General features: G+C 66.4%; 21 protein-coding genes and 1 other RNA gene. 14 read left to right on the top strand and 8 right to left on the bottom strand.

The features are described from left to right. Positions 1-10 precede the first annotated feature (10 nt). From IPK69_10280 to IPK69_10255, 6 genes are all read left to right on the top strand, one after another. Entirely contained in the window at positions 11-1,078 is a 1,068-nt protein-coding gene (locus IPK69_10280) for a GDP-mannose 4,6-dehydratase (protein QQS08374.1), read from the top strand. Then, positions 1,075-2,544, top strand: coding sequence for an undecaprenyl/decaprenyl-phosphate alpha-N-acetylglucosaminyl 1-phosphate transferase (locus IPK69_10275; protein ID QQS08373.1), 1,470 nt, complete (start codon positions 1,075-1,077; stop codon positions 2,542-2,544). Before IPK69_10280 ends, IPK69_10275 begins: the two co-directional genes overlap by 4 nt. Positions 2,545-2,634: 90 nt before the next feature. Then, positions 2,635-3,540, top strand: a complete 906-nt coding sequence (locus tag IPK69_10270; GenBank protein ID QQS10465.1) for a ParA family protein — start codon at positions 2,635-2,637, stop codon at positions 3,538-3,540. Next, positions 3,537-3,914, top strand: coding sequence for a VanZ family protein (gene vanZ / locus IPK69_10265; GenBank protein QQS08372.1), 378 nt, complete (start codon positions 3,537-3,539; stop codon positions 3,912-3,914). Before IPK69_10270 ends, vanZ begins: the two co-directional genes overlap by 4 nt. Positions 3,915-3,922: 8 nt before the next feature. After that, a complete protein-coding gene (gene murJ / locus IPK69_10260; GenBank protein ID QQS08371.1) occupies positions 3,923-5,611 on the top strand; it encodes a murein biosynthesis integral membrane protein MurJ in 1,689 nt (562 codons plus the stop codon). 95 nt (positions 5,612-5,706) lie between these two features. After that, positions 5,707-6,519 (top strand): SDR family NAD(P)-dependent oxidoreductase, encoded by an 813-nt coding sequence (locus IPK69_10255; GenBank protein ID QQS08370.1) that lies wholly within the window; start codon positions 5,707-5,709, stop codon positions 6,517-6,519. A gap of 61 nt (positions 6,520-6,580) precedes the next feature. Here IPK69_10255 and ispF read toward each other — a convergent pair whose 3' ends face one another. Further along, positions 6,581-7,120, bottom strand: coding sequence for a 2-C-methyl-D-erythritol 2,4-cyclodiphosphate synthase (gene ispF / locus IPK69_10250; GenBank protein QQS08369.1), 540 nt, complete (start codon positions 7,118-7,120; stop codon positions 6,581-6,583). Positions 7,121-7,310: 190 nt separating this feature from the next. On the opposite strand from ispF, the gene IPK69_10245 reads away from it, so the two are divergent. The 3 genes from IPK69_10245 (at position 7,311) to IPK69_10235 (ending at position 11,780) form a co-directional block, all read left to right on the top strand. Further along, the gene (locus tag IPK69_10245; protein ID QQS08368.1) at positions 7,311-7,913 is read left to right on the top strand and encodes a hypothetical protein; all 603 of its coding nucleotides are present in this window, start codon (positions 7,311-7,313) and stop codon (positions 7,911-7,913) included. Between the two features lie 21 nt (positions 7,914-7,934). Beyond that, positions 7,935-8,861 (top strand): MBL fold metallo-hydrolase, encoded by a 927-nt coding sequence (locus tag IPK69_10240; GenBank protein QQS08367.1) that lies wholly within the window; start codon positions 7,935-7,937, stop codon positions 8,859-8,861. Positions 8,862-9,125: 264 nt separating this feature from the next. Then, on the top strand, positions 9,126-11,780 hold the full coding sequence (locus tag IPK69_10235; protein ID QQS08366.1) for a hypothetical protein: 2,655 nt from the start codon (positions 9,126-9,128) through the stop codon (positions 11,778-11,780). Between the two features lie 154 nt (positions 11,781-11,934). On the opposite strand, the gene IPK69_10230 is transcribed toward IPK69_10235, so the two are convergent. The 5 genes from IPK69_10230 to IPK69_10210 all read right to left on the bottom strand — a co-directional run bounded on the left by IPK69_10230 (position 11,935) and on the right by IPK69_10210 (position 19,679). After that, positions 11,935-12,714 carry a hypothetical protein gene (locus IPK69_10230; GenBank protein ID QQS08365.1) on the bottom strand — a complete coding sequence of 260 codons (780 nt, stop codon included), beginning with the start codon at positions 12,712-12,714 and terminating at the stop codon, positions 11,935-11,937. 129 nt (positions 12,715-12,843) lie between these two features. Further along, positions 12,844-14,472 carry a cyanophycinase gene (locus tag IPK69_10225; protein QQS08364.1) on the bottom strand — a complete coding sequence of 543 codons (1,629 nt, stop codon included), beginning with the start codon at positions 14,470-14,472 and terminating at the stop codon, positions 12,844-12,846. Further along, positions 14,469-15,857: an amidohydrolase family protein gene (locus IPK69_10220; GenBank protein ID QQS08363.1), complete on the bottom strand. Its 1,389-nt coding sequence runs from the start codon at positions 15,855-15,857 to the stop codon at positions 14,469-14,471. The genes IPK69_10225 and IPK69_10220 overlap by 4 nt, the downstream gene beginning before the upstream one ends. Positions 15,858-16,009: 152 nt before the next feature. Further along, positions 16,010-17,770 (bottom strand): amidohydrolase, encoded by a 1,761-nt coding sequence (locus IPK69_10215; GenBank protein QQS08362.1) that lies wholly within the window; start codon positions 17,768-17,770, stop codon positions 16,010-16,012. Further along, positions 17,703-19,679, bottom strand: coding sequence for an amidohydrolase family protein (locus IPK69_10210; GenBank protein QQS08361.1), 1,977 nt, complete (start codon positions 19,677-19,679; stop codon positions 17,703-17,705). The genes IPK69_10215 and IPK69_10210 overlap by 68 nt, the downstream gene beginning before the upstream one ends. Before the next feature lie 192 nt (positions 19,680-19,871). On the opposite strand from IPK69_10210, the gene ribB reads away from it, so the two are divergent. Beyond that, a complete protein-coding gene (gene ribB / locus IPK69_10205; GenBank protein ID QQS08360.1) occupies positions 19,872-21,065 on the top strand; it encodes a 3,4-dihydroxy-2-butanone-4-phosphate synthase in 1,194 nt (397 codons plus the stop codon). Between the two features lie 160 nt (positions 21,066-21,225). Here the strand turns inward: ribB and IPK69_10200 are convergent, their stop codons facing one another. Beyond that, the gene (locus IPK69_10200; protein ID QQS08359.1) at positions 21,226-21,900 is read right to left on the bottom strand and encodes a hypothetical protein; all 675 of its coding nucleotides are present in this window, start codon (positions 21,898-21,900) and stop codon (positions 21,226-21,228) included. Between the two features lie 180 nt (positions 21,901-22,080). Then, positions 22,081-22,392 carry a hypothetical protein gene (locus IPK69_10195; protein QQS08358.1) on the bottom strand — a complete coding sequence of 104 codons (312 nt, stop codon included), beginning with the start codon at positions 22,390-22,392 and terminating at the stop codon, positions 22,081-22,083. 217 nt (positions 22,393-22,609) lie between these two features. Between IPK69_10195 and nrfH the strand changes: the two genes are divergently transcribed. The 4 genes from nrfH to ssrA all read left to right on the top strand — a co-directional run bounded on the left by nrfH (position 22,610) and on the right by ssrA (position 25,877). Beyond that, complete coding sequence (gene nrfH / locus IPK69_10190) at positions 22,610-23,113, top strand: cytochrome c nitrite reductase small subunit (GenBank protein ID QQS08357.1); 504 nt, start codon at positions 22,610-22,612, stop codon at positions 23,111-23,113. A 110-nt stretch (positions 23,114-23,223) separates the two neighbouring features. Next, positions 23,224-24,912 (top strand): ammonia-forming cytochrome c nitrite reductase subunit c552, encoded by a 1,689-nt coding sequence (locus IPK69_10185; GenBank protein ID QQS10464.1) that lies wholly within the window; start codon positions 23,224-23,226, stop codon positions 24,910-24,912. A gap of 76 nt (positions 24,913-24,988) precedes the next feature. Beyond that, the gene (locus tag IPK69_10180) at positions 24,989-25,276 is read left to right on the top strand and encodes a hypothetical protein (GenBank protein QQS08356.1); all 288 of its coding nucleotides are present in this window, start codon (positions 24,989-24,991) and stop codon (positions 25,274-25,276) included. Between the two features lie 248 nt (positions 25,277-25,524). Beyond that, positions 25,525-25,877: a transfer-messenger RNA gene (gene ssrA / locus IPK69_10175) on the top strand. The last annotated feature ends 13 nt before the right edge of the window (positions 25,878-25,890 follow it).

Genomic DNA, 25,890 nt, shown 5'->3' with positions numbered 1-25,890 from the left:
ACGACCACCCATGCCCGACCGAGGATCCAACCCGACGACGAAACACCCGCGCCGCGTCCTCGTGACCGGCGGGGCGGGTTTCATCGGCTCACACCTGTGCGACCAACTGCTCGCCGAGGGGCGATCCGTCGTCGTCGTCGACAACCTCTCCACCGGTCGACGCTCCAATCTCCCCGCCACGCACGAGGATCTGTCCTTCATCGAGAGCGACGTCCGCGAGGCGATTCTGGGACCGCTCACCCACGAGACCTTCGACGAGATCTATCACCTCGCCGCGGCCGTCGGCGTCAAACTCGTGATCGACGACCCCATCTCCGCGATCGACACGAATGTCGAGCTCACCTCCGCGGTCCTTCGCTTCGCCGCCAGGGCGGGCCCGAGACAATCGCCTGCGCCTGTCCTCATCGCCTCGAGTTCCGAGGTGTATGGCAAATCGACCAAGACGCCCTTCCACGAGGACGACGACTCGGTCTATGGCTCGACGACGATCACGCGCTGGTCGTACGCGTGCTCCAAGGCGATCGATGAGTTCCTCGCCCTCGCCTATCACCGCCAGCGTGCCGTCCCCGCAGTGGTCACACGATTCTTCAACACCGTCGGCCCGCGCCAACTCGGGGAGTATGGCATGGTCCTCCCCCGGTTCGTCGCCGCCGCTCTCGACGACGCGCCACTGACCGTCCATGGCGATGGCACACAGATCCGCTGCTTCTGTGACGTGCGTGATGTCGTTGAGGTCCTGCCCCGGCTCCTCCGCGCGCCAGCATGCCATGGCCGAGTCTTCAACGTCGGGAGCGACACGCCCATCAGCATCCTCGACCTGGCGAATCGGGTGAAGTTGGTCCTTAAGTCCAAGTCGTCCGTAAAGATGGTGCCTTACGCCGCGGACTATCCCGTCGGCTTTGAGGATCTTCTTCGCCGCGTCCCCTCGCTCGATCGGCTCCGTGACGCGGTTGGTTTCGAGCCGAGGTTCTCGCTCGACCAAACCATCGTGGATCTTGCCGAATCGATCAACCGGCGCGACGTGTCCGCTCTCCAGTCCTCGGCCCACACTGCCGTTTCCAAGGGGAATACCCGATGATTCCCCAGATCTCCTCCTCGCTCTTTGAGACCCAGTCGCCCGACGTGAACGACCAGATCGAGATCCTGCGCGCCAAGGTGGTCGAACTCTCGAACCAGGTCGACCAGGTCGCCCAGGCCGCAGGCATCGAGCACGCCGCCGACCACGCCACGCGCCTCAGCATCTTCCACGGCTACATCGGCGTCTTCTTCATCGCCTTTCTCGGGACGCTCCTCGTCACGCCGATCATGCGGCGGCTGGCCGTCTCTCACGGCATCATCGATCGCCCCAACGAGGCGCGAAAAGTCCACAAGCAGCCCATCGCCTACCTCGGCGGCGTCGCCGTCTATGCAGGCCTGATGCTCGGGATTCTCTTTAGTTACATCGGTCCTCGAATCCCCGGCCTGCTCACGACGCACGCCACCACGCACACCGACTTCGCCGGCGATGTCGCCCCCGTGCCTCTCTCGGTGCTGCTGGGTCTCACCATTATCATGATCATCGGGCTGATCGACGACGTGACGGGAATCAGCCCGCGCGTGAAGGTCGGCGGACAACTCGTCGCCGCCGCCGCCCTCGCCGTCGAGAACTTCGGCGTGAAACTCGCCACAGGATTCCTCCAGCCCATCGGCATGCTCATCGGCAATGAGCACCTCGTCTGGAATATCCCACTCCCATTCTCGATCCCAGGCCTGAACCTCGACCACATCACCCTCGACGTGATCTATTGGACCGGGACGGCCATCATCGCCTTCGCGGTCATTGGGCTGTGCAACGCCGCCAACCTCATCGACGGGCTTGATGGCCTCCTCACCGGCACCACCGCCATCTCCTCCGTCGGGTTCCTTGTCCTTGCCCTGGGACTGGCGCTCGCCGACGATGGCCCGCGCGACTCCCAGCGCATCGTCCTTTGCCTCGCCCTCTTTGGCGCCTGCCTGGGCTTCCTTCCCCACAACTTCAATCCCGCCAACATCTTCCTGGGCGATGCCGGGTCGATGCTCCTGGGGTTCACCTCCTGCGTCATCATTCTGTCCTTCGGCGACACTGGCAAGACGTTCATTGTCGTGGCGGGGCTGCTGGTCTTTGCCCTTCCTGTCATCGACACCTCCCTCGCCATCGTGCGACGGGTCATGGCCAGGAAGTCCATCTCCGAGGCCGACGACCAGCACCTCCACCACATGCTCAAGCGGTCGTTGGGGGTCAAGGGCGCGGTCTTTGTGCTCTATGGCATCGCCGCCTCATTCGCCACGCTGGGCGTCCTGATCAGCATGGTCAGGGCCCGGTCGATCTATGCCATCGCCCTGGTCATCGCGGCGTTCATCGGCGTCATCGCCATCAAGATCGCCCGCAAGAAACTCATCGAGGAACAGGCCAACCGATTCGACTCCAGACCCGCCTCCACGTCGAATCCAACCGCCGAAGCCCCCAAGTCCCCGGCAACGCCGATCGCTCCGCGAACCCCCACGCCCGAACCGGCGTCCCAATGACACGCGTGTAGGCCGCACTCCCCGCCATCGTGCCGCTGATACACTCCATCCATGGCAGCCCAAACGGAGTTGAGCGCCAATCGCTCGGGCATGGCCCGGGTCATCGCGTTCATGAATCAGAAGGGTGGCGTCGGGAAGACCACGACCACCGTGAACCTCGCCGCCGCGTTCGCCCGCGCCGGTCGCCCCACGCTCGTCGTGGACCTGGACCCCCAGGCCCACGCCTCGCTCCACCTTGGTGTGGACACGTCGAGCATCGAGCGATCGGTCTATGACGTGCTCATCGACTCCAACGCCGACGTCGATGCCGCGATCCACCGCACGCGTGAGAACCTGCACGTGCTTCCCGCCCAGACCGATCTCGCCGGGGCCGAGACCGAACTCGCGCTCTCCAGCGATGTTGACCGCCAGCGCCGCTTGGAACACGCCCTCGCCCGCCTCCAGAATCGCTATGAGTTCGTGCTGATCGACTGCCCGCCATCGCTGGGCCAACTCACGATCAACGGCCTCGTCGCCGCCCGCGAGGTCATCATGCCCATGCAGGCGCACTTCCTCGCGCTCCATGGCGTCAGCAAACTCCTCGAGACCGTCTCCCTCGTCACGCAGTCGCTCAATCCGCGCCTCCGCGTCGCGGGCGTCGTTCTCTGCATGCACGAGGCCCAGAGCACGCACACCAAGGAGGTCGTCGCCGACCTCGAGCAGTTCTTCGACCAGCAGCGCGAGAACGACGTCCCCTGGCGCTTCGCCCGCGTGCTCCGGCCCGTGATCCGCCGGAACATCAAACTCGCCGAGTGCCCCAGTTTCGGGCAGACGATCTTCGAGTACGCCCCCATTGCTCCCGGGGCCGAGGACTACGCCGCCCTCGCAAACGCCCTCCTGCAAGCCTGGGACGCGATGCTCGCCAAGAGATCGACGACGCAGGTCGAGACCAAGCCCGCGACATCCACCCCGGCCCAAGAGGATCATCCCGAGCCCAACGTCGGAGTTTCCGCGTGAGTGATAGCCCGCGTCGTTCGTGGCGCGTCGCCTTCGCCCTCTACGCCGCCACACTCTTCACCGCGACCCACTGGCCGAGGCTTGAGGTCCCGATGGTCGTCCCGCGCTCGGACCTCTACGTCCACGCGGGCGTCTTCGGCGTGTGGACCGGCCTCGCAATCGCATGCGGTTTCTTCGGCCCGCGCCTCTCCCGCACGAACATCCTCGCGACGGGCCTGCTCGGCATCGCCTACGCCGCCCTCGACGAAGCCCTCCAGGCAATTCCCGTCCTCCATCGGACCGCGGCGTTCGACGACTGGGCCGCCGACTGCCTGGGTGTTGTGCTTGTCAGCATCGTCGCGCTCGTTCTCTCCCGCAAAGTGACGCACGCATGACCCCTCCCATGCGGCCCACACCTGACGCAACGCCGCGTGATCCCTCCACCGCGCCGACCATCGGGCAAGGTTCCCCCGCCGTTCCCACCCACGCCTCACGCTCCATCGCCGCTGCTGTCCGCACCGTCTCCGGGCTGACGCTCGTCTCCCGCTTCGCCGGGCTCGCGCGAGACGTCGTCATCGTGCGGATCTTCGGCGACACGGCCCTCGCCTCCTCCTTCCGTGCCGCGTACGCCATTCCCAACCTCTTCCGCCGGCTCTTCGGCGAGGGCGCGCTCTCCGCCGCCTTTCTCCCGGAGTACACCCTCCTCTCGCGCGACGACCCAAAGCGCGCCGACCAACTCTCCTCGCTCATCGTTCGACTCGTCCTCCTCGCGACCGGTGCCCTGACGTTTCTGGGAGAGATCGCGTTCCTCGTCGGCCTATGGCTCCGCCGTGACAACGCCGAACTCGCGATGTCGCTGCGACTCATGATGCTGATGCTCCCGATGATGCCCGCGGTCTGCCTCACCGCGGTGCTCGGCGGGATGCTCCAGGTCCACGGCCGATTCGCCCCGCCCGCCGCCGCACCGATCATCCTCAATCTCTTCCAGATCGCCGTGGGTGTGCTCTTCTTCACCGGCACCCTCACCGACCAGCCGACACTCGCCTACGCGATCGCCGCGGCCGCCCTGCTTGCGAGCGCCGCTCAGGTCGCGTGGTCGCTCTTCGCGCTCCGCGGCAAGGTCCGATGGGTCGGCCTTTTCGACCTCGTCAAAGAACCCGCGAGAAACGTCAAAGACCGATTCATCCCCGCGAGCCTGGGCCTGGGCACGCTCCAACTCAACACCTTCCTCGACATGCTCATCGCCATGTGGCCCATCTGGATCGGGCCCACCATGCTCGGGCGGAGCGTCACCCTCGACCAGAACTCCAACGCCATCCTCAGTTTCACCCAAACCGTGTATCAGTTCCCTCTCGGCGTCTTCGGCATCGCCGTCGCCACCGCAGTCTTCCCGCTCCTCGCTCGCACCGCCGACAAGCCCGATGAGTTCCTCGATGTCCTCCGTCGAGGCGTACGACTCTCACTCTTCATCGGCCTCCCCGCCTCGGTCGGCCTGTGGCTCGTCCGCGACGACATCGTCTCCACGCTCTTTACCGGCTCACGCGACCGTGGTGGATTCAGTGCCGAGGGTCTCGCTCGTGCCGGCGTGGTCCTCTCCGGCTTTGCCCCGGCAATCTGGGCATATTCCCTCAACCACGTCTTCACCCGCGCCTTCTACGCGCGGGGCGACACGAAGACCCCCATGACGCTCGCCGCCTGCATCGTCGTGCTCAACCTCGTCCTGAATCTCGTCCTCATCTGGCCCCTGCGCGAGGCGGGGCTCGCCTACTCCACCGCGACGACCGCCATCGTGCAATGCCTCGTTCTCGGGTTCCTCCTTCGATTCCGCCAGGGCGTGCGAACCCTCGACCGCCACACGATCCTCGCGATCACACGGATCGTGCTCGCCGCCGCGATCATGGGTGCCGCCGTTTACTTTGTGAGCCCGTTCCTCCCCCGCACCGGCACGGGCATGCACCGCGCCTGGGTCATCCTCTCGCTCTGTGTCGTCGGCGGCATCACCTACGCCCTGGCTGCCATTCTCCTCCGCGCCCCCGAATGGCGCTGGCTCCTCCACAAGGGCACCGGCGAACGGGTCACGATCAACGAGTAGGGACGCCGGCTCTCCGAGCCGGCATCTACGCTCATCTACTCCTGCCTCCACGATCTGTTGGCCGCCTACTCCGACATTCGACCCCACGTCCCGCCATGCCCACCAATCTCCACGGCAAATCCATCCTCATCACCGGCGCCAGCAGCGGCATCGGCCTCGTCACCGCCCACGCCTGCGCACGCAACGGCATGAACGTCTTGCTCTGCGCCCGGCGCACCGAACTGCTCGATAAGGCCGTCGCCGAGATTATCGCGGCGGGCGGCAAGGCCGTCGCCGAGGCGTGCGATGTGACCAACCCCGACGACTGCGCGCGCGTCGTCGCCCGCACCATCGAGTCCTTCGGCTCCATCCATGCGGTCTTCGCCAACGCGGGCTACGGCGTCGAGTGCAAGGCCCACGAGATGACCGACAAGGACCTCCGCGACATCTTCGAGTGCAACTTCTTCGGCACAATCAACACCATCCGCCCCGCCCTCCCCCACCTCCTCGCGCAGAAGTCCGGGCATGTCCTCATCTGCTCCTCGGCGATGTCGAAGATCACCATCCCGCTCATGTTCGCCTATGCCGCGACCAAGTCCGCCCAGGACCACCTCGGAAGAGCCATGCGCATCGAACTCGAATCCAGCGGCATCCACGTCTCGACGATCCACCCCATCGGGACACACACCGAGTTCAGCAAGGCGATGGTCGAGCGTGCCGGCGGGAAGGAGCGCACCGCAGGCACGTCCGTCACCTTCAAGCAATCCCCCGAGCGCGTGGCCAACGCCATCGTCCGATGCCTCGAGCGCCCCAAGGGTGAGGTCTGGACGAGCCTGCCCGCGCGCCTGCTCATCGCACTGGGGACGGCCTGCCCGCCGTTCGCCGACGCCATCCTCCGACGACGCTACAAGAAACGCGGCGGCACGTGAACTCCGCGGGAGGCACTTCCCTCTCTCGTGACCCATGCGTCTCGCCTGGGCCTTCTCAGTCCTACTTCAACTCTTTCATCGCTTCAAGCAGCACGACCACATGCACCTCAACCGCGCGACCCTCACCCACGGCATCGACCCGCTCGTGCGTCTTGCCCTTGATGTTCACGCACGACCGATCGACACCCAGGATCGCCGCGACTCTTTCTCGCATCGCCTCCTTGTGGGGCGACAACTTCGGACGCTCCAGAATCACCGTCGCGTCGAGATTCACCACGTGATAGCCGCGTGAAGATGCGTGACGCATCGCCTCGTGAAGGAACACACTCGAATCCTGCGATTCATGCCTCGGATCGGTATCGGGGAAGAGTTGCCCGATATCAGGCAACGCCAACGCCCCGAGAATCGCATCGGTGACGGCATGGAGGAGCGCATCGCCATCCGAGTGCGCCACAGGCCCGCGATCGTGCTCGATTCGGACGCCCCCCAGGACCAGCGGCTTGACACCCTGCCCTGTGGTCTCGGTGCCGATCGGCTCCAGGCGGTGCAGGTCGTACCCATGCCCGATTCGGAATCGGGTTTGAACTGGAGTGGCTCCCATGCTCGCCCACTGTACCCCGCCACGCCACCCGCCCGAATCAGCGAACCCGGGCGTCACTTCGCCGATACCATCCTCGGCTTCTCCTCGAAGCCGCGGGTTATCGGACACGGTGGCCCCGTGTCGCCAGCCCGCCGACCATTCCCATGCCGCCCTGGCTCGACCTCGGCGTGCACCAAGGAGATCCGGATCGATGCGCTCTACTTCCCGAATCGTTCTCGCCCTCTCGATTGCCGTCGGCTTCGTGCTGGGCGGGTGTGCTGCGGAGCAGGCGGGCCTGGGTGTCAGCCGCGACCGCGTGGATTTCAGGAGCACGCCCCACGCGCTCTACAACGTCACCATCATCGACACCGACACCGGCGAGGACGTCTGGACGATCGAGATCCCCCTCGGACAGCGGCTCGTCGGGCAGTTCGTGAACAACACCAAGGCCGTCGATACCGGCGAGGACACCTTCTCCTGGAGCCTTGTCTCCGCGAGCACGACGTCACGTTCGTATCGCAACAAGGTGACGGTGCCTCCGATGACCAGCCGTCGCGTGAGCGTGACGCTGCGAGACGGGGCCGAGGAGTATGTCGGCGTCTCGCGTCAGCAGCCCGTCGCCGTCAGTCAACCGAGAAGGAACCCAACAGGGAGCGCCTCTCGTCCGGCACCGGTCGTCGAGCCGACGCCCTCGAACGATCTCCCCGAAGGTGTGACGATCATTGACGCCCCGAACGAGCCTGCCTCGTCCACGCCCGTCACGCCTCAGCAGCCACAGACTCAGCCCTCGGGCACGCCCATCGATCTCCCCTGATGACCTTGGTGCGAACGCCTCGTGAGTGCCCCGCGCCGAAACCACCGCGATCGGATCCGAAGGGCCGGCGACATCGCCCGCTCCAGTGTCAGGCGGTACCCGCGCGAGATCCTTGATTCACTCCGCACGCGTCACCATGGGCATGGCCTCGAGCGCGCCGGCTCATTCATTCCCGAGGGGTTCGCCGCGCCGCTCGCCGCGTCGTGGCTCGGGCACGCCACCGTCCTCCTCCACCTCGGCGGCAAGTGGATCCTCACCGATCCGGTCTTCTCCTCGCGAATCGGCGTTCGCTTCGGTCCGCTCGTCGTCGGCGTGAAGCGTCTCGAGCCGGCGCCGGTCCATCCCGAGGACCTCCCGGAACTCGACGCGATCCTCATCTCCCACGCGCACTTCGACCACCTCGACAAACCCTCGCTCCAGGCGCTCGTGCGCCCTTCGACCGTGGTCGTGACCGCCGCCAACACCGGACGCCTCATCCCGCGAGGGTTCGCCGATGTCCAAGAACTTGGTTGGGGCCGAGACATCGACCTGGGCGGCGTGCGCCTCCGCGCCCTCCAGCCCCAGCACTGGGGAGCACGCACCGCCTGGGACCGCCACCGCGGGTTCAACAGTTACCTCATCGAGTCCAACGGGCATCGCACCCTCTTCGCCGGAGACACCGCCAAGACCGACGCGTTCAACTCCCTGGCCAATGAGGGCGGCGTGGACCTGGGCATCTTCGGCATCGGAGCCTACGACCCCTGGATCGAGGCCCACGCCTCACCCGAACAGGTGTGGGCCATGCACGAGGCTTCGGGCGGAAGGTACCTCCTGCCGATCCATCACAGGACGTTCAAACTCAGCAACGAGGCGGCGGACGAACCGCTCGCGAGGTTGCAGAAGGCCGCAAGCCCGCACTCGGACCGGGTTATCGGGCAAGACCTGGGCATGCTCTGGGTTCCCGGATGATGTCGTAGTCTTGAATCAGGAAAACCCCCGCAACCCAGGTTGCCTAAGCGCACGGTAATAAAAAAATCTTCGGATTGGGGGAAAAGTCTGGTTGGCGATCGGGAAATTTACCTGTACATTCTGGAGTTGTTGGAAAAGAATTGCAGCCTCGGACGTTTGCGGACGTACGGAGCGACTATCTCGGTTTGTCTCACTCGCGGCCCTCTGCCGTGAGTGCTTTGTTCGTATGTGGGTGTTTCATATCAAGAGAATGGAGAACTGGACATGGGGAAGCACGTGAAATGGGGCGGGGCCGTGTGTCTCGCGATCGCGGCGTGTAGCGGGACGGCGTTGGCCGGCCCGGACGTGATCGTGGGAGACCTGACGGGACCGTCGAACTACGGGTTGGATGGCACGGTGCAGGTGTACGCCGTGGGCACGGTCTCGTGCAACAAGGGCGACGCGAACTTGAGCTGGGTCTCCAGCACTCCGGCCCACCCCGTCATCTCACAGAACCTGTACAAACTGTCGAACAACCGCTTCGAGCAACTCGGTCAATCGTGGCTGAAGCATGGCTTCACGGCATTGACACAGAACGCCTGCAACCTCGGGTGCTCTGGCACGGGTGGCCCTCAGCTCCCCCCGGGATGCTCTGATCCCTACGGCTCGGGGCTCAACGGCACGCAGAGCGGACTCGGCCCGAAGTACCAGGTCAACGCCACGACCGGTGTCTTTCCGTATCCCTTCGCTGCGGGCTCGGGCAGTGGCACAAAGTTCAAGCGCCTCCAGGCTCTTGATTCAAAGCTTATCTCCGGTGATGGGCTGTACTTCGTCGCGTCGATGTACGTCGCTGCGGACGATGCCGCCGCGGGCAACAAGCACAACAACCAGTCGTATCGACAGGTGAGTGTCAACGCAAGCACCAAGGCTCTCACGATGGTTGGCACCACCCAGCGTGAGCAGCCCGCCATCAAGGCATGGCAGGACAACGATCCCGGCGTGGTGCTCACCAACATCGACGACCCGGACACTGGCCGGTTCATCGTCGGCGTCCGCGTCACCGGCTCGGGCCCGTACCGCTACGAGTACGCCGTCCAGAATCTCAACTCCGACCGCTCGAGCGGATCGTTCAGCGTCGCCATTCCGACGACGGCGAACATCACGAACGTTGGCTTCAGCGACGTCGACTACCACTCGGGCGAGCCGTACAACGGCACGGACTGGACCAACACGGTCACGTCCACCGCGGTGACGTGGAACTGCACCGAGACGTTCGCACAGAACGCCAACGCGAACGCGCTCCGTTGGGACACGATCTACAACTTCTGGTTTGATTGCGACATTCCCCCGGCCGCGGGGACCGCGACCATCGGGCTCTTCAAGCCCGGAACCCTCTCGTCGATCGCCGGCGCCACGCTCACGCCCAGCGCGAGCGGCGTCCCGGGACCAATCAACGACAACTGCTCGCTCCCCACGGTCATCTCCGCGGGCGCGACGGCCTTCAATACCACCGACGCGACCACCGACGGGCCCAACGAATGCACCTTCTCCAACTACTCGCAGATCGGGTCCGACATCTGGTTCCTCTGGACCAACGGACCGTGCGACGGCAACGCCGTGATCAACACCTGCGGCAGTTCCTTCGACACGAAGATCGCCGTCTACTCGGGCTCGTCCTGCCCCACGGTTGATGGCACGGCTCTCGCGTGCAACGACGACGAGGGCACGACCGGGTCCTGCTCCGGCACGCTCCAGTCCGAGGTCACCTTCCCTGTTCTCGCGGGCGAGACCTTCCTCATCCGCGTCGGCGGCTACGCCAGCGGCGCCAACCCCCCGGCAACAGGCGCGGGCACGCTGACCATCACCGCGCCGGGCAACTGCGGGCCTCAGCCCCCGGCCAATGACCTCTGCGCCAATGCGATTCCCGTCGCTGACAGTGCGCTAAGCGGTGGTACTCCGATCACGGGGTCGACCTCACTCGCGACAAACTCCGGCGGCCTCCCCGGCTCTCCGACGCCCTGCGGCTCGTCGAGCGGGTCGCCCGACGTCTGGTACACCTACACCCCGGCGAACACCGCCTCGGTCTCCATCAACACCTGCGGCAGCGCGTACGACACCGTCCTCGGGCTCTACTCGGGCGCTTGCGGCTCGTTCACCCAGGTCGCCTGCAACGACGACGAAGGCTCGACCGGTCCCTGCACCGGAACGCTCCAGTCCGCCATCACCGCGACCTTGAACGCCGGCCAGACCTACTACATCCGCGTCACGGGATTCAATGGCAACTCCGGCAACTACAACCTCCTCGTCACCGGCGGTGGCGGCACGGTCACCAATCCGCCCGCGAACGACGACTGCGCCGGACGCATCGGCCTGGGCCTGGGCGCAACGCCGTTCTCGACCCAGGACGCCACGACGGACGGACCCGCGCACGCCGGCTGCGGCACCGCGACCAACGACGTCTGGTTCAACCACCCGCAGGTCGGCGACGGCACCCTCCGCATCTCCACCTGTGATGTCTCCACCACCTTCGACACCATCATCGCTGTCTACCAGGGCCCGACCTGCGGCGATTTCAACGCCCTCTTCATCGCGTGCAACGACGACTTCTGCGGTCTGCAGAGCGAGGTCACCATCCCCGTTGTTGACGGCGCGCACTATCTCATCCGCATTGGCGGCTTCAACGGCGCCGAAGGCCACGGTACGCTCACCCTCGACTTCACCCCGGCGCCCACCTGCGTCGCCGACGTGGACGACGGCACCGGCTCGGGTACGCCCGACGGCGGCGTCACCGTCGACGACCTCCTCTACTACCTCACCATCTACGGGCAGGGCGCTCTCGCCGCCGACGTCGACGACGGCAGCGGCACGGGCACGACCGACGGCGGCGTGACCGTGGACGACCTCCTCTACTACCTCACTCGCTTCAACGCCGGCTGCTAAGACGCACGCCAACTCTTGAGTGAACACGGCCCGGGTGGAAACGCCCGGGCCGTTCTTCTTTTTGACGGCACATGCCTGACCACTTGAACGGCCACACGCGCCTTTCACCATAAACGGATGCATTGTGTCGGTGCGGAGCGGGTCTTGCTGTGCATCAGGACGCCGACTCGCCCGTGCTCACCCGCGACCAGGCCGCCTTCATCCGGGCCCTTCGAGCCGGGGTCCAGATCGCGGACCAGGCGTGCCGTGCCCGACCGCACATCGCGCAAACGTGGGCTTCGCCGCGCGCACGCCAGGAACGAGGACTCGTGAGCGTCGCCGCTCGGTTTGCATGTTCACCGGCAGGACCAGTCGGTGGCGGGTTGATGGCCGTGCGTGCCACACGAGAGACGTTCTCAACCACGGGCCCGGCCTTGCTCACGACGGCATCCATCGCGACCTTGCCGCCATGGACAGCGTGGCGAGCAGCGGCACCCACGTTGCCCTGCACCTTCTTCGACGCGCGAGCGACGATCCCGCGCCAGCCGCGCTGCGCCTTGGCGACCCGCTGGCGGTGGCGCCAACGGATGAGCAGGATCGTCCCGACGCCCGTGCCGAGCGTTGCGAGGATCCACGCCGCCCCGGCGCGATCGGGTGTGATCACCCCCTGGGCCCGGGCCTCGGACATCGCCACGAGCATGGCGAGGGAGACGCCGACCGTCGCGAGAAGACCCATCACGAGCGCGGGCGTCGGCCTCTTGGGCACCAGCAGCGGCATCGGTTCATCGCCGACGGCACCGCTCTTTCCATCATTCGACGTGTGGTTATCGTTGCCGGACAACCGCTTCGCCGGGCGGGTGTCATCGAAGGCCCACCAGAGGCCCGTGTACCCGCGCCAGAGGATCCACGCGGGAAAGAATGCGATACGCCCGAACCACGTGAACATGCCCGGCATGGGAAGGCCTCCGAATCGGCCGGCCACAGCGAAGAGGAGCGCCGGCGCCATGGCTTCTTCGGATTCGCCGCCCGTGCATTTCGGGCCGGGATTCTCGGTCCGTTTACGCGCGGGCCTTACTGGATGGTCTTACCGATCGGCGTCCCGGACCGGGTCTGGAACTCGGCTCGGCGTGCGGTCGTTACCGAGGCGCGAGGTCGATTGGCCGAGATCGGCCGTGGCGCCCGGCGCGAGCAGGTCGAGCCTGGCCCCGTCGATCGCGACGAGCCATCGTTCACGGGCCTTGCCTCGTCTCGAGGTTCGCGGCGGGCCCTTGGCCATCGCCTGGCGGATCCGGGCCGAGTCCGTGCGGAGGAGCACGGCCGATCGAGTTGACTTGAGATCGATGCGAAGGATGCCCGTGCCGTCGTACTCGCCGAAGACGCCGTCATCGAGCCAGAGTGTCGCGGCGACGTTCTCTCTCGCGCACGCGACCTGTCCAAGAAGCATCGCCGTCCACGCGTCGCGCTCGCTCCATGTCTGGGTCGAGATGAGGAAAGGCAGATCGCCCTTGCCTGGTATGAGCGAGGCATCCGCGGCCGGCTCGTCGGTCCCACCATCCTCGTTGGGCGACTGCTTGGAGTTGTCGCGGATGTACCACGCGCCGCGCTCGGCCAGTTCGGGCGTGGAGCCGTCGAGCGCCACGGGATCAGGCCTCTCGGCGTATGGATCGCCAGGAACGATCCCGCCGGGGGGCATGGGCGCCCGGGGCTTTGGTCTCTCACCTGGCACGAGGTCGGGAAAGGGCTTCACCCACGCCGGCCAGGAGATCACCCGGCGTTTCTTGATGTCGTACTTCGCTCCTGCGGGAAGTTGGGCGTAGGAGAGCGACGGCACGCTCGGCGGCTTCCCGGCCTCGAGTCGGACCTCCGCATCGCGGTCGAGCACGAGGACCGTGACCGTGCCTTCGCCCTTGATCTCGGCGATCCCGTCGATCCCCACACAGACGGCCGTGCGCGGATCGACGCCCAGGCCCACGACGTTGGCGTGCAGGTCCTCGCGCGATCGCGCGAGGAAGACGCCGAGGCGGGGGAGTCGTCCGCGCTCGGTGAAGTGGGTGTCGAAGATCACGCCGGGCACCAGCCCGAGGAATCCATGCGTGAGCGAGAGGTTCTCGTGTTGCGCGTCGGCAAGGATCTGGAGCGGCTGGAGCGAGTTCTTGAGCGCGTCATAGGTCACCTCGCCCTGGATCGCGCAGCCCGCGCTTGTGCCCGCGACGACGCCCCCTTTGTCGTACACCGAGTGGATCGCACGATCGATGCCCGTTCCCTTCCACCAGCCGACGTAGCGTCCCTGGTCGCCGCCACGGATGAAGACGATGCTCGCTGTGGAGATCTGGGCGGCCACCTTGGGGTCGTTCGCGTTCTCCTTGGTGATGACGATCGTGCGGACCTCGCCCGCGCCGGCCTTCTGAAAGACCGGAACTCGATCGTCCATCTCGAGCGGCACGGCCCCGATGATCGCGACCACCGGCTTGTGCTCGGGAGTCAACTTCACCTTCTCGACCATCCATGAGAAGATCTCGTCGGCCCAAGCGGAGGAGCCGCCAATACCACCACCTTCGGCGACGACGTACCCCTGCGCGAATGCGTCCATCGCGCCCGTGAACATCCCGGCCAGCAGAGCCAAGCCCATCGCGGGCGCGGCAACAAACCCGGCAACTCCGCGGATTCTCCTGGGTGTTCTCGCGACGGCCGCGGGAGTATTCGTGTGGTTCATGGCTTCCTCGCTGGCGTGTTTGTGCCTTTGGCGTTCGAGTTTTCGTCGGCTCGCTTCATCTGGCGATACCGCTCGCGGTACTTCTCGGCGAGGACGGTCTGCTTGTTGGAGAGATCGATCCGGCGTCCGTCGATGAACGCCGCCGTGACGCTCGAGGTGATCTCGAGGATCGGGCCGTCGGCGACGATCAGCGTCGCGCTCTTGCCCTTCTCGATGGATCCATAGGTCGCGTCGAGGCCCAGGATCTTCGCGGGCGCGAGCGTGATGCTGCGGAGGGCGACATCCTGGTCCAGCCCAAAGCATGCCGCCATGGCCGCGTTGTAGGGGAGATTCCGCTCGTGGGCGGTGTCGTCGCCGGAGGCGATCGCGAACTCGATCCCCGCGTCAGCGAGTCTCGCGGGAAGCGTGTAGGCCTCGTCGTACGCCGAGTCGTCGCGCCGGGGCACACTGAAGGTCCCCAGCACGATCACCGAAACATTCGCCCGCTTGATCAGGTCGGCACACAGCGGCGCATCCCGCCCGCCCACGAGCACCACTCGCACGCCGCGTTCGGCAAAGAAGTTCACGGCATGGGTGATCTGATCCACTTCGCCCGCCGAGACCAGGACCGGCATCGCCTCGACACCCAAGGCCTTGGCCGCCTCGGGGAAGATCGGCCTCATCGCCTCGAAGCGCAGGTCCTTTGGCGTGGTCGGATCGGCCTCGACGGCACGCGCGTACGCCGCCGCCTGGTCGAAGAACGTCCCGATCTTCCTCAGGGTCTCCTCGATTCGCTTCTTCTGCTCCTCCTCGTTGTCACGCATCCACCACGCGCGGACCGGTCGAACGTTCGGCCAGTTGACGACCAACCCCACGGAGCGCCCCCAGCGCGTCTCGATCGCGAGTTCGGGCATCGTCCAGCCGTCCATGCGGATCACCGAGGCGCGCCCCGAGATCGTCCCGCCGGAGGGGTACGTCGCGCTGAGGAGCACGCCGTTGCTCCGGGTGACGGGGATGAGCGTCGAGTCTGGGTTGACCGCAGTCGCCGCGATGGTCTCGGGTGTTGCCCAGCCGGTCTCGTTGGTGTCGTTGGATTGATCAATGGCCTGGAACTCGGTGAGGCCCATCTGCGACCACGCTCCGATGAGACCCGGGTAGACGTGCTTGCCCTCGGCGTTCACGATCTCCCACTGCCCCCAGTTGGTCTTGATCGTCGCTTTGTAAAAGTCCCACTCGCTCGGCGTGAAGACATCCTTGATGATCCCGCCTTGCATGTGGACGACACCCTTCTCGATGGTGCCGCTGGAGATGGTGTGGATGTCGCCGCCGACGATGGCGATGGAACGGGCGTCGGTGGGCGCTTTGAGGCCGAGATCCTGTGCTGAAGCCGTGGTGGTCACGGTCATGCTGACGAGGCACGCGATGGCGAGTCGAACAGCACGAGTGATTCTCGTGATGTCTGACACGCGCGAGACCGCTGTCGGTCGCGCCGTTGGCCTTGTGGAAGTGCGGCAGGATGTGTCGGTCGTGTGATTCATGGGTGTCTGCATGTGTCGGCTCATTCGTGCACCAGTCCACAGCCGCACTCGCCGGGTCGGCTTCCGCCGGGGAGTTGCCCGCGGTTGTACCTTCGGAGGATCTCTCGCTGGCGCGCGAGATCGGTTTCGTTCGTCGTCGAGGACGTTTCATTCGTGCCGCCCGGCTTGAACTCCGGGTGTTGCGGGCGGTCCGGTTTCTCGTTTCGATCACGCGGCTTCTTCGGCTTCTTCGCGTCGATCGTCAGCACCTTCTGGATGAGCCTCTGTCGTTCGACCTTCTGGGCCTCGCGCGCCGCCGTGTCCTGTTCGAGGGAGAAGAGCAGGCGTCCATCGACGAACGTCCGTTCCACGCGGCTCATCGTGGAGAGCGGCGGCCCGCTCCACACAACCACGTCCGCATCTTTCCCCACCTCGAGCGACCCCACACGCGAGTCAATCTTCAACTGCTTCGCGGGGTTGAGCGTGACGAACTTGAGCGCCTCGACGGGCGGCACACCGCCGTACTTGTTGGCTTTGGCGGCCTCGAGATTCATCCGTCGCGCCATCTCGTCCGAGTCGCTGTTGAAACTCACGACGACACCTTGCTCGTGCATGATCGCGCCGGCCTGTGGGATCGCGTCCTGGACCTCGAGTTTGTACGCCCACCAATCGGCGAATGCGCTCCCGCCGCCGGAGTAGTCTCGCACGTAATCCGCGACCTTGTACCCCTCCAGGATGTGCTGAAAGGTCCCGATCTTGAAGCCGAATTCTCGCGCCACCTCGCAGAGCATCACGATCTCGTCCTGGCGATACGAGTGACAATGCACGAGGCGTTTGCCCTCGAGGACCTCCGCGAGGGCCTCGAGTTCGAGGTCCCGGCGTGGCTTCTCGCGTCGATCGCCACTCTTCTCGTACGCCCTCCACGCCTCCAGATACTCCCGTGCCGCCGTGAATCGATCGCGGATGAGCGTCTCGACCCCCATGCGCGTGTTGGGGTATCGCGAGCCGTTCCCGCCGTTGGCCTGGCGCGGGTTCTCGCCGAGCGCAAACTTGATGCCGGGCATCGCCCCCTCGACGTGCAGGTCATCGGGGAGCGCAGACCCCCAGCGATTCTTGTTGGTCTGGCTCTGCCCGCCGATCGCGTTGGCCGAACCATGCAGGTTGTTGACGCACGTCACGCCGCCAGCCAGTTGGCGGTACCAACTCATGGAATCCGGATCGGTGACGTCGGCGATCCGCACCTCCGACGTGATCGCCTGCCCTCCCTCGTTCACACCCTTGCTGATCCCCGTGTGCGAGTGGCAATCGACGATGCCGGGGGTGATGTGCCTCCCCTCGCACGCGATTACGGTTGCCCCCGTCGGCAACTCGATCTTGATGTCGCCCACGCCCACCGCCGCAATCTTCCCGTCGGAAATGAGCACATGCCCGCGCTCGATCACCGGACTCTCGCCCTCCGTGCATGGCCAGATCGTCGCGCCCGTGAGCAGCACCGTTCCCTGCTCCGGCATTGACACCAGCCCATACGGCCCGAACGGCAACGGGAGCGATTCGGGGATATCCCGCGCCCGGGCCGGGGTGTCGGCCTCGTCGTCATCGCCAACGCGTGCGGCCTTCCACTCGTGCAGGCTCCCATCGGCGAAGACCGTCTGGCCCACGAGCCGCTCGCTGTCGCCCTCGCCCGAGATCGCGCCCTGATCATCCATGCGGACGGCCTGGTCGCCGCGGTTCTCCTCATACGTGTACCGCACACGCGTCGCATCGACCTTGACGTCCGTGGCCTTGGTCGTCGTCTCGCCCACGCGAATCGTCGCCGAGTCCCGCGATCTCGATCACCGGCGCCTTGGGATCGTCCTCGGCCACGGGCTTTCCATCGGCCTCGACCACGCGCCATGTTCCCACGACACGCATGGGCGGACGCCGCGACGCCGAGAACTCCACGCGCGTGCCGTCGGGCTGAACCACCACGCCGCGCATCGTCGGCGGATTCTCCGAGAGGTCCACGCTCGCGCTCACGACGACGACGCCGGCGTTCCCCTCGCCCGCGAACGCCGCGCGATCGAAGACGAACTCGATCGTCCCCCGCCGGGCGTCGAAGGAGGCGGGCGAGGATTGAACCTTCTCGCACGACACGCTCGCCGCGTCGATCCCGCCGCCCTCCTTGCCCTCGACCTTCTCGCGCTTCAGCGTCAGCCCGCCGCCACTCGCCGCCTCCAGCGTGTGCGGCCAATCGCCCGGTGCCGCCCACCCCGCGGGGAGCGTCACGTCCCACGTTCCCTCGAGTTCCAGCATCGGCGGCGTGATCACATGCCGGCGCCCGTCGATCCACACGTCCCGGACCTTCGTCTTCTTCGCGAAGATCGGGCCATCGCACACGACGAGGTTCGCCCGCTTGCCCGATTCGACCGTCCCCAGTTCATCGCCGACGTCCAGCACGCGTGCCGCGTTGGTCGTGAGCGCCGCGAGGGCATCGTCCTCGCTCAACCCGCACGCGATCGCGAGGCGCAGGTTCTTCATGAAGTTGCCGCGATCTTTGCCCTTGCCGCTGGTCAGCGCGAACGCCACGCCCGCCTGCGCGAGCCGCTTTGGATTCGTCGGCGCCTGTTCCCACGCCATCAGCGACCGCATCTCCACCGCCTCGGCCTTGCCCGGCGTCTCGACGTCGGGCTCCTCCGGGAACGCGAGCGGCACGATCAATCCCGGGCGTCCACTTCGCCGTGAGTCGTCCGCGAGGATCCGCCCCGCCAGCCCATCGCGGCCATCACCACCCAGCCGACGAAACTCCATTCCGCTCCCCACGATCACGACCGGCCGCTCGAACTCCTCGCCGATCTTCAGCGAACGAAGCGCGTCGAGTTCGTCCTCCGTGTCAAAGTACAAGGGCACCGCACGCGACGCGTTCCCCTCCCCCACCGCCGGCCTCAGCGCATCGATCGCGTTCAATGGCCCAGTGTCGATCCCCGCCTCGCGCCGCTCGCGCTGCCACGCCTCGTCAAAAAGCGTCTGCCGCACCAGCGCGATCGCGCCCATGAGCGAGTCCGGGTACCCCTCGCTGCGCCGATCGAAACTGATCGCGTGGAACGCGTCCTCAAGGAGCATCGGCGGCCTGGGGAGCGACGCCTCCTCGGGCGCCTCGGCGAGCGACACGACCGCGCCCTTCCCCCGGAACACACCCACCTTCGGCGCGATCCCCGCCGCCGCGAACCCCATCTTGCGGAGCGACGCCGCGCTGCTTCCCCAGTCGCCCGTCGAGGCCCGCCGCTGCGGCGTGACGTTCTTCAGGAAGTGCTCGCTCGCCGCGTCCATCGCCGGCTGCGGCGCCTCAATCTCGAGCCATGGCTCGATAAACCCGGCATAGACGTGCATCCCCGTCACCTGGATCGGCGTCGGCCCGAGCGGCACACGCGTCGAACCCTCGCCGCCGCGCGTCACGCCCACGATCCGTCCGTCACGGATCAGGATCACCGCGTGCTCGATCGTCTCGCCGGGCCTGGGGTGGAGCGTCGCGTCGACCAGGGCGTACCAGTTCGGCTCGCTCCGGCGCACGCCATTCGCCGGCGGGCGATTCGTCCCGCCATGGGCCGCCTCGGGGGGGGTGAATGGAGCGGGTGCCGCCTTCGCCAAACCCCCATCAAGCCCAGCATCGAGCCCAACTAGCCCCACCACCGCCATCAACGCCACGATCACGCGAAGAATCACCCGGTTCTGCATGCGTGCAGTGTACCAGAGAACCAGAAACCGCACGTGTCCCGCCCGCGCAACCGGCCATTCGATCGGCCTCCCCCCGCCGCGCGCCAACAATCTCCCATGCCCATGCCTGCTCCGTACGCCCCAGCCGCCCGCCCCACCCCAACCCCCACCCCAAACCCCACCCCAAACCACCCCACTCCGACCCCTTCCACCATGCCCGACGCCTTCTCACCCATCCCCGAGATCCTCGACGAACTCCGCGCCGGCAAGATGATCATCCTCACCGACGACGAGGACCGCGAGAACGAGGGCGACCTCATCCTCCCCGTCCAGTTCGTCACGCCCGAGGCCGTCTCCTTCATGGTCCGCCGCGCCGGGGGCTATCTCTTCGTCAGCCTCACCGAAGAGACCTGCGACCGCCTCGACCTCCACCCCCAGACCAGCGTCAACACCTCCGCCCGAGGCACGCCCCTCATGGTCTCCATCGACGGGCACCCCAAGCACGGCTTCACCACCGGCGTCAGCGCTTTCGAGCGCGCCCGCACCATCTTGATGTGCATCGACCCCAAAGCCAAGCCCGACGACTTCGTCCGCCCCGGGCACATCAACCCGCTCCGCGCGCGCGACGGCGGCGTCCTGGTCCGCAACGGACAGACCGAGGGCGCCATCGACCTCTGCCGCCTCGCCGGCCTCACCCCCGCCGCCATGGGGATCGAGATCATGCGCGAGGACGGGCACATGGCCCGCCTCCCCGACCTGAAGACAATCGCGAAGGAGCACAACCTCAAGATCTGCTCGGTCGCCTCGATCATCGAGTACCGCCTCGCCCGCGAGACGCTCGTCACGCGCCTGGCACCGCCGACTCGGTTGGAAACTCTTTTCGGCCCCTTCGACGCCATCGCCTACTCCTCGGCCGTCGATCCCCTCCCCCACCTGGCCCTCACCGTCGGCGGCGTCGGGCTTACCCCCCCGCCGGCCACAAAGCACCCACAGCCCACGCTCGTCCGCATGCACCGCCGCCACCTCTTGAACGACGCCTTCGGCGTGGGCACGACCAACGCCCACGACGCCGACCTGCATCGCGCCATGCGAGCCCTGCAAGCCGAGGCCAAAGCCGGCCGCGGCGGCGCCCTCGTCTATCTCCGCACGCCGTGGAATAAAGCGGGGGGGGGCGGAACCCCCGCCGACGACCTCGAGACCCTGCTCCAGTCATCACCCGCCGCCTCGGCGCCGGTCACTCCCCCCCGGCCCGACACCTCCCACTCCTTCGGCATCGGCTGCCAGATCCTCCGCGACCTGGGCCTCTCGCGCCTCCGCCTGCTCACCAACTCCCCGCCACCCATGACCCCCCCCCCCCACGGCCTCGAGGCCTACGGCATCGAGATCGTCGAGACGGTGGGGTATTGAGAATCCTGAGAGCGTGGACAGCAACACGTGAAATAGCCAAAGGACCAAATGGCCAAATGGCCAAATGAAGAGGCCCCAGTGACCTCTGAGACATCGTGACTTCTTCACCTCATTTGGTCATTTGGCAGTTTGACCATGTGGCCATTTTGTCGCATTGCGATCACGCCGCCCGCGCGGTGATGGTCATCGCCGACTTCCCCGCGTCCAGGCTCCCGAAGCGCACCGCCAGCACCGGGCTGGGCGCGCTCAGCGACTCGCCGCGGCGGGTGTGGACGACATAGCGCACGCCCGTCGTGCCGCGGGGGATCGTGCGGTCGACGAGGGCCTTGCCGCCGACGACCTCGAGGAGCGTGAAGTTGGCCTCGCCGTCGAGTTGGCGGCGCACGACGTAGACCGCCCCCTGCGTGCCGCGCGGCTGGCGCGCGTGCCACGTGATCCGCAGGTTCCCCAGCGAGTCGAGCGCGGCGAAGAGGCTCGTCGGCGCGACCGGCGGGGGCGCCTCGCCGCGCCGCGCCGGGGGCGTCAGCCCCGCGCGCGACCAGAGCGTCTCGTCCTGGGTCTCGTCAATGTAAGACTGAATCCGCCGCGAGAGGGCGCTCCCCCGCGCCTGCGCCGCCTCGAGCGAGACGTTCAGTTGTGTCGTCGCGTTGCGGCTCGCCTGCCGCGCGACCTCGGCGGCGCGATCCGCCTCGCGCACCGCGGTGAGCATCGCCCCCAGCGCCAGGACGTCCTCGCTCGTGAGCCCGAGCGACTGTGGGTCACTCTCCCACAACTGCCGATGCGTCTCGAGCCAGACCATCCGCTCTTCCATCGTTCCGGTCGCCACGTTGGCCATCGTCGCACGCTCCTTCGATTTCTTATCTTCGTCTCATCGCTTTCGCTCGCTCGCCCGTGTTCACTCGTTCATACGCGGAACTCGTCCAACTCGCCACTCTCCACACACTCCACAAACCTCCATCGACGCGTCCCGCGCCCCACTTTCGTCCACGTTCAAAGAATCTCTCTCCCGGCCCCCTCAACACCCAAACACAGCCGCGATTCGGGCCAGAATCCGGCAGTCCTGCGCGAAACAGCCTGCGGAAACCTCTCCGATCGCTGCAGGAATGATTCCTGCAGCGACAAACACGACGCCCGCAGTGACAAGAACGGCGCCCATAGCGACAGAAACGACGCCCAAAGCGACAGGAAGAACTCCCGAAACGACAGAACGCGCGTCCAAAGCGACAGACACGGCTCCCGCCATGACAAAGGCCACGCCGGAAGGGACAGGCATCGCGCCCGAAGGGACAGTCAATCTACTTTCAGCGACACGCACGATGTCGGGCATGGGTCCGATCCCGCCTCGGGGGAGGGGGGGGTCCCTCAGTCGGCGGCCCCTGCGGTGGGCGAGTGGAGCCGACCGATGCCGAGCCGCTATCGTCTCGCGACGTCCGGCTATTTCGGAGTCGTCGGTGCGATATCATCCTGCCCCTATTAACCCCCTCGCCGTCTCGCCGTTTCGCGAATGGCGCGCGACGGCGTGACGGGCCAGGACGCTCTCCACGATGGCACTCCAGACACACGACCGACCGCCCTCGCGACGCCGATCGATGATCGCCCTGCTCTGCGCGGGCGCCATCGGCGTGCTCGGGGGGCTTGGGGCCTTCACCTTCGGCTATGGCGACGGGGCCGCGTATCTCTCCAACAACCCCGCCTCCTGCGCCAACTGCCACGTCATGCAGGCCCACCTCGACTCGTGGCAGAAATCAAGCCACCACGGCGTCGCGACCTGCAACGACTGCCACCTCCCCCACGACCCGATCGGCAAGTGGGCGACCAAAGCCGACAACGGGTTCTTCCACTCCCTCGCCTTCACCACGGGCTCCTTCCACGAGCCCATCGAGATCAAGCCCCGCAACCGCCGCGTGACCCAGGGCGCGTGCCTGCACTGCCACGCCGAGTTCGTCGACCACATGCTCCCCGCGAAGGATGGGGGGCGAGAGGGGGGGGGCGACATGCTCAACTGTGTTCACTGCCACGCCTCGGCGGGCCACGCCCTTCGCGACTGACCCCCCCCCCTTCCCCCCCTCCCCCCCTCCCCCCCTCCTCCCCTCCTCCCATCCTCCCCTCGTCCCGCGCACCCAACTCGTCTTTCCAGGAATCCTCGATCATGAGCCCCATGTCCAGCACGACGACCCGACCGATCACGCCTCGGCCCCGCGCCCGCCGGGGTCGCACCTCGCTCTACGCACTGGTCTTCATCCTCGCGGTGGTGGGCACGCTGCTGGTGACGTGGGTGCTGATCCGGATGCTCGGGCACAAGCAGGACGCCCGCCATCCCTTCGTCCGCGTCGCCGAGGTCACAGAAATCAGCACCGACCCCGAGCCGTGGGGACGCAACTGGCCCCACCAGTTCGACGGGTGGAAGGCAACCGCGGGCGACACGTTCTATGGCGGGAGCAACGCCATGCCCGAGAGCAAACTCACGGCACAGCCCTGGCTCAAGCGCCTCTACGCGGGGTACGCCTTCAGCATCGACTATCGCAAAGCGCGCGGGCACGCGTACATGTTGTACGACCAGGGCGTCACCGAGCGCGTGACCAAGAAGCCCCAGGCCGGCGCCTGCCTGCACTGCCACGCCTCGAACACCGTGATGTACCGCCGGATCGGACTGGAAGCCATGGGCCAGCCTGCCGACGAGAAAGCCCTCGCCGGCGACTTCAACATGCCTGCCGTGATCCGCGGCTTCCAGGAGGTCAGCAAGAAGCCGTACGACGAGGTGCTCGCGCTCCTGCTCGCCACGCCCGACGGCACGCCCGGCGAGAACACGCCGATCGTCCCCCAGCCCCCCATCGGCGGCTTCACGCACGAGTTCAAGGGTGAGCCGGTCCCCGAGGGGCACCCCGCCAACGCCGGGGGCGAGGCCCACCCCGTCTCGTGCATCGATTGCCACGACCCCGAGTCGATGGCCCTCCGCGTGACCAGGCCCGGGTTCGTGCTGGGCATCGCCGCGCTCGCAGAGAGCGCCGAGCCCACGCCCCATCTTCCCAGCATCGAAAAGTGGCGCCGCGGCGATCGCGCCCGCGCCTACGACCCGAACCTCGACGCCTCGCGACAGGAACTGCGATCGTTCGTCTGTGGGCAGTGCCACGTCGAGTATTACTGCGCCAGCAAGGACACCCTCGAGTTCCCCTGGGGCAAGGGGCTGAAGGTCGAGCAACTCGAGGCCCACTGGGATGCCAAGACGTTCCCCGACGGCACGCCATTCTTTGATTTCAAGCACGGCGAGACCGGGGCGCCCGCTCTCAAGGCCCAGCACCCCGAGTTCGAACTCTGGAGCCAGGGCATCCACGCGCAGAGCGGCGTGAGCTGCGCCGATTGCCACATGCCCTACGAACGCCACGGCGCCATGAAGGTCAGCAGCCACAACGTCCAAAGCCCCCTGGAGAACATCAACCGCGCCTGCCAGCAATGCCACCACATGGACGAGACGGAACTGCGCCACCGCGTCGAGACGATCCAGTCGCGGACCGCCGCGCTCATGGAGCGTGCGGCGGGCGCCATGACCGACATGCTCGACGCGATCCTCGAGGCCAAGGCCGTGGGCGCCACGCCCGAGCAACTCGCCCCCGTCTTCTCCCTGCAGCGCAAGGCGATGTGGCGGCTGGATTACATCAGCAGCGAGAACTCCAGAGGCTTCCACGCCGATCAGGAGGCCGCGCGGATCCTTGGCGAGTCGATCGATTTCAGCCGCCAGGCCCAGGCGATGGCCCTCCGACTTCGCGCACCCGCCGCCCCGAGCACCGAGTCCCTCCCGATCGACCCGATCAAGGGCGTCACGCCGGCCAAGGGCACAGACGCCAAGTAAACACCGAGACACACCCTCGATTCCACACTCCATTCTCGATTCGTGCGGCCGCGCCGGCGGGTCCGTACCCTTCTCCATGACCGCCGATCACAACCCCAATCAAGTGCCCGCCCCTTCCTCGTCCACGTCATCCTCCATCCCGGAGGACACGCTCAAGCAGGCGCTCCACGCCTTCAAGAAGCGGCTGAAACTCACGCGCCTCGATGCGGAATCCAAACTCGGTGCCAATAAGCCCATGACCTCGGGCCGAAAGTCCGAGGGGATGGGCATCATCCCGCCCAACCAGTTCCCGCGCGAGGTCTACCAGGAACTCGCCCGACAGGGCAAGATCAAAGACCAGGGCGGCGGGTTCTACACGATGTGATGGGCGCGGGGCCGTGGCCAAGCCTGGAGACAGACTGGCCCACAAGGCCGAACACAGAGGAGAAGTGTTGGGACCAGACCATGGTCCGCACGCCATATCCGAAGCACTCCATGCACCGCCACCGTCTCCCCCACGAATGCCAAATCACGAATCACGAATGCCGAATCACCAAAGCCGAACACCCGGCACGCCCCACGCGTACAATCCCTTCGTCACAGGGCATCACCCTGGGCCGCTCTTTGACAACCGGGGCCGACTGGATTCGACCGGGCATGTGAAGCTTGCCGTTGCGCGTCGAGGAGCATGCTGGCCTCGTAAAAAGCATGCACCATAATAATTGCTCCTAGCAATTACGCTCTCGCGGCCTAATACTGGCCGTGCGATCCACGCCCGACGCCCGATGGGGCGTGGATCGAAAATATCGGGCTCCGGTTGGTGTTGCCGCCCGCGGGACATCAGCCAAGACCTAACCGGGGGCTGGACCATCGCGGAGAGTGCCGATTCCCGCTGTGATGGTCGAGATCAAACAATCGGACACACGCCGTAGACGCGGCCTGCCGACTGCCACGGGACGGGGGTTCGATTCCCCCCGGCTCCATTACGATTATTGAGAT

Source organism: Phycisphaerales bacterium, assembly GCA_016699835.1.
Taxonomy (GTDB): domain Bacteria; phylum Planctomycetota; class Phycisphaerae; order Phycisphaerales; family UBA1924.
Note: the sequence above shows the minus strand (reverse complement) of the source record. Positions and strands in the feature narration are given on the sequence as shown.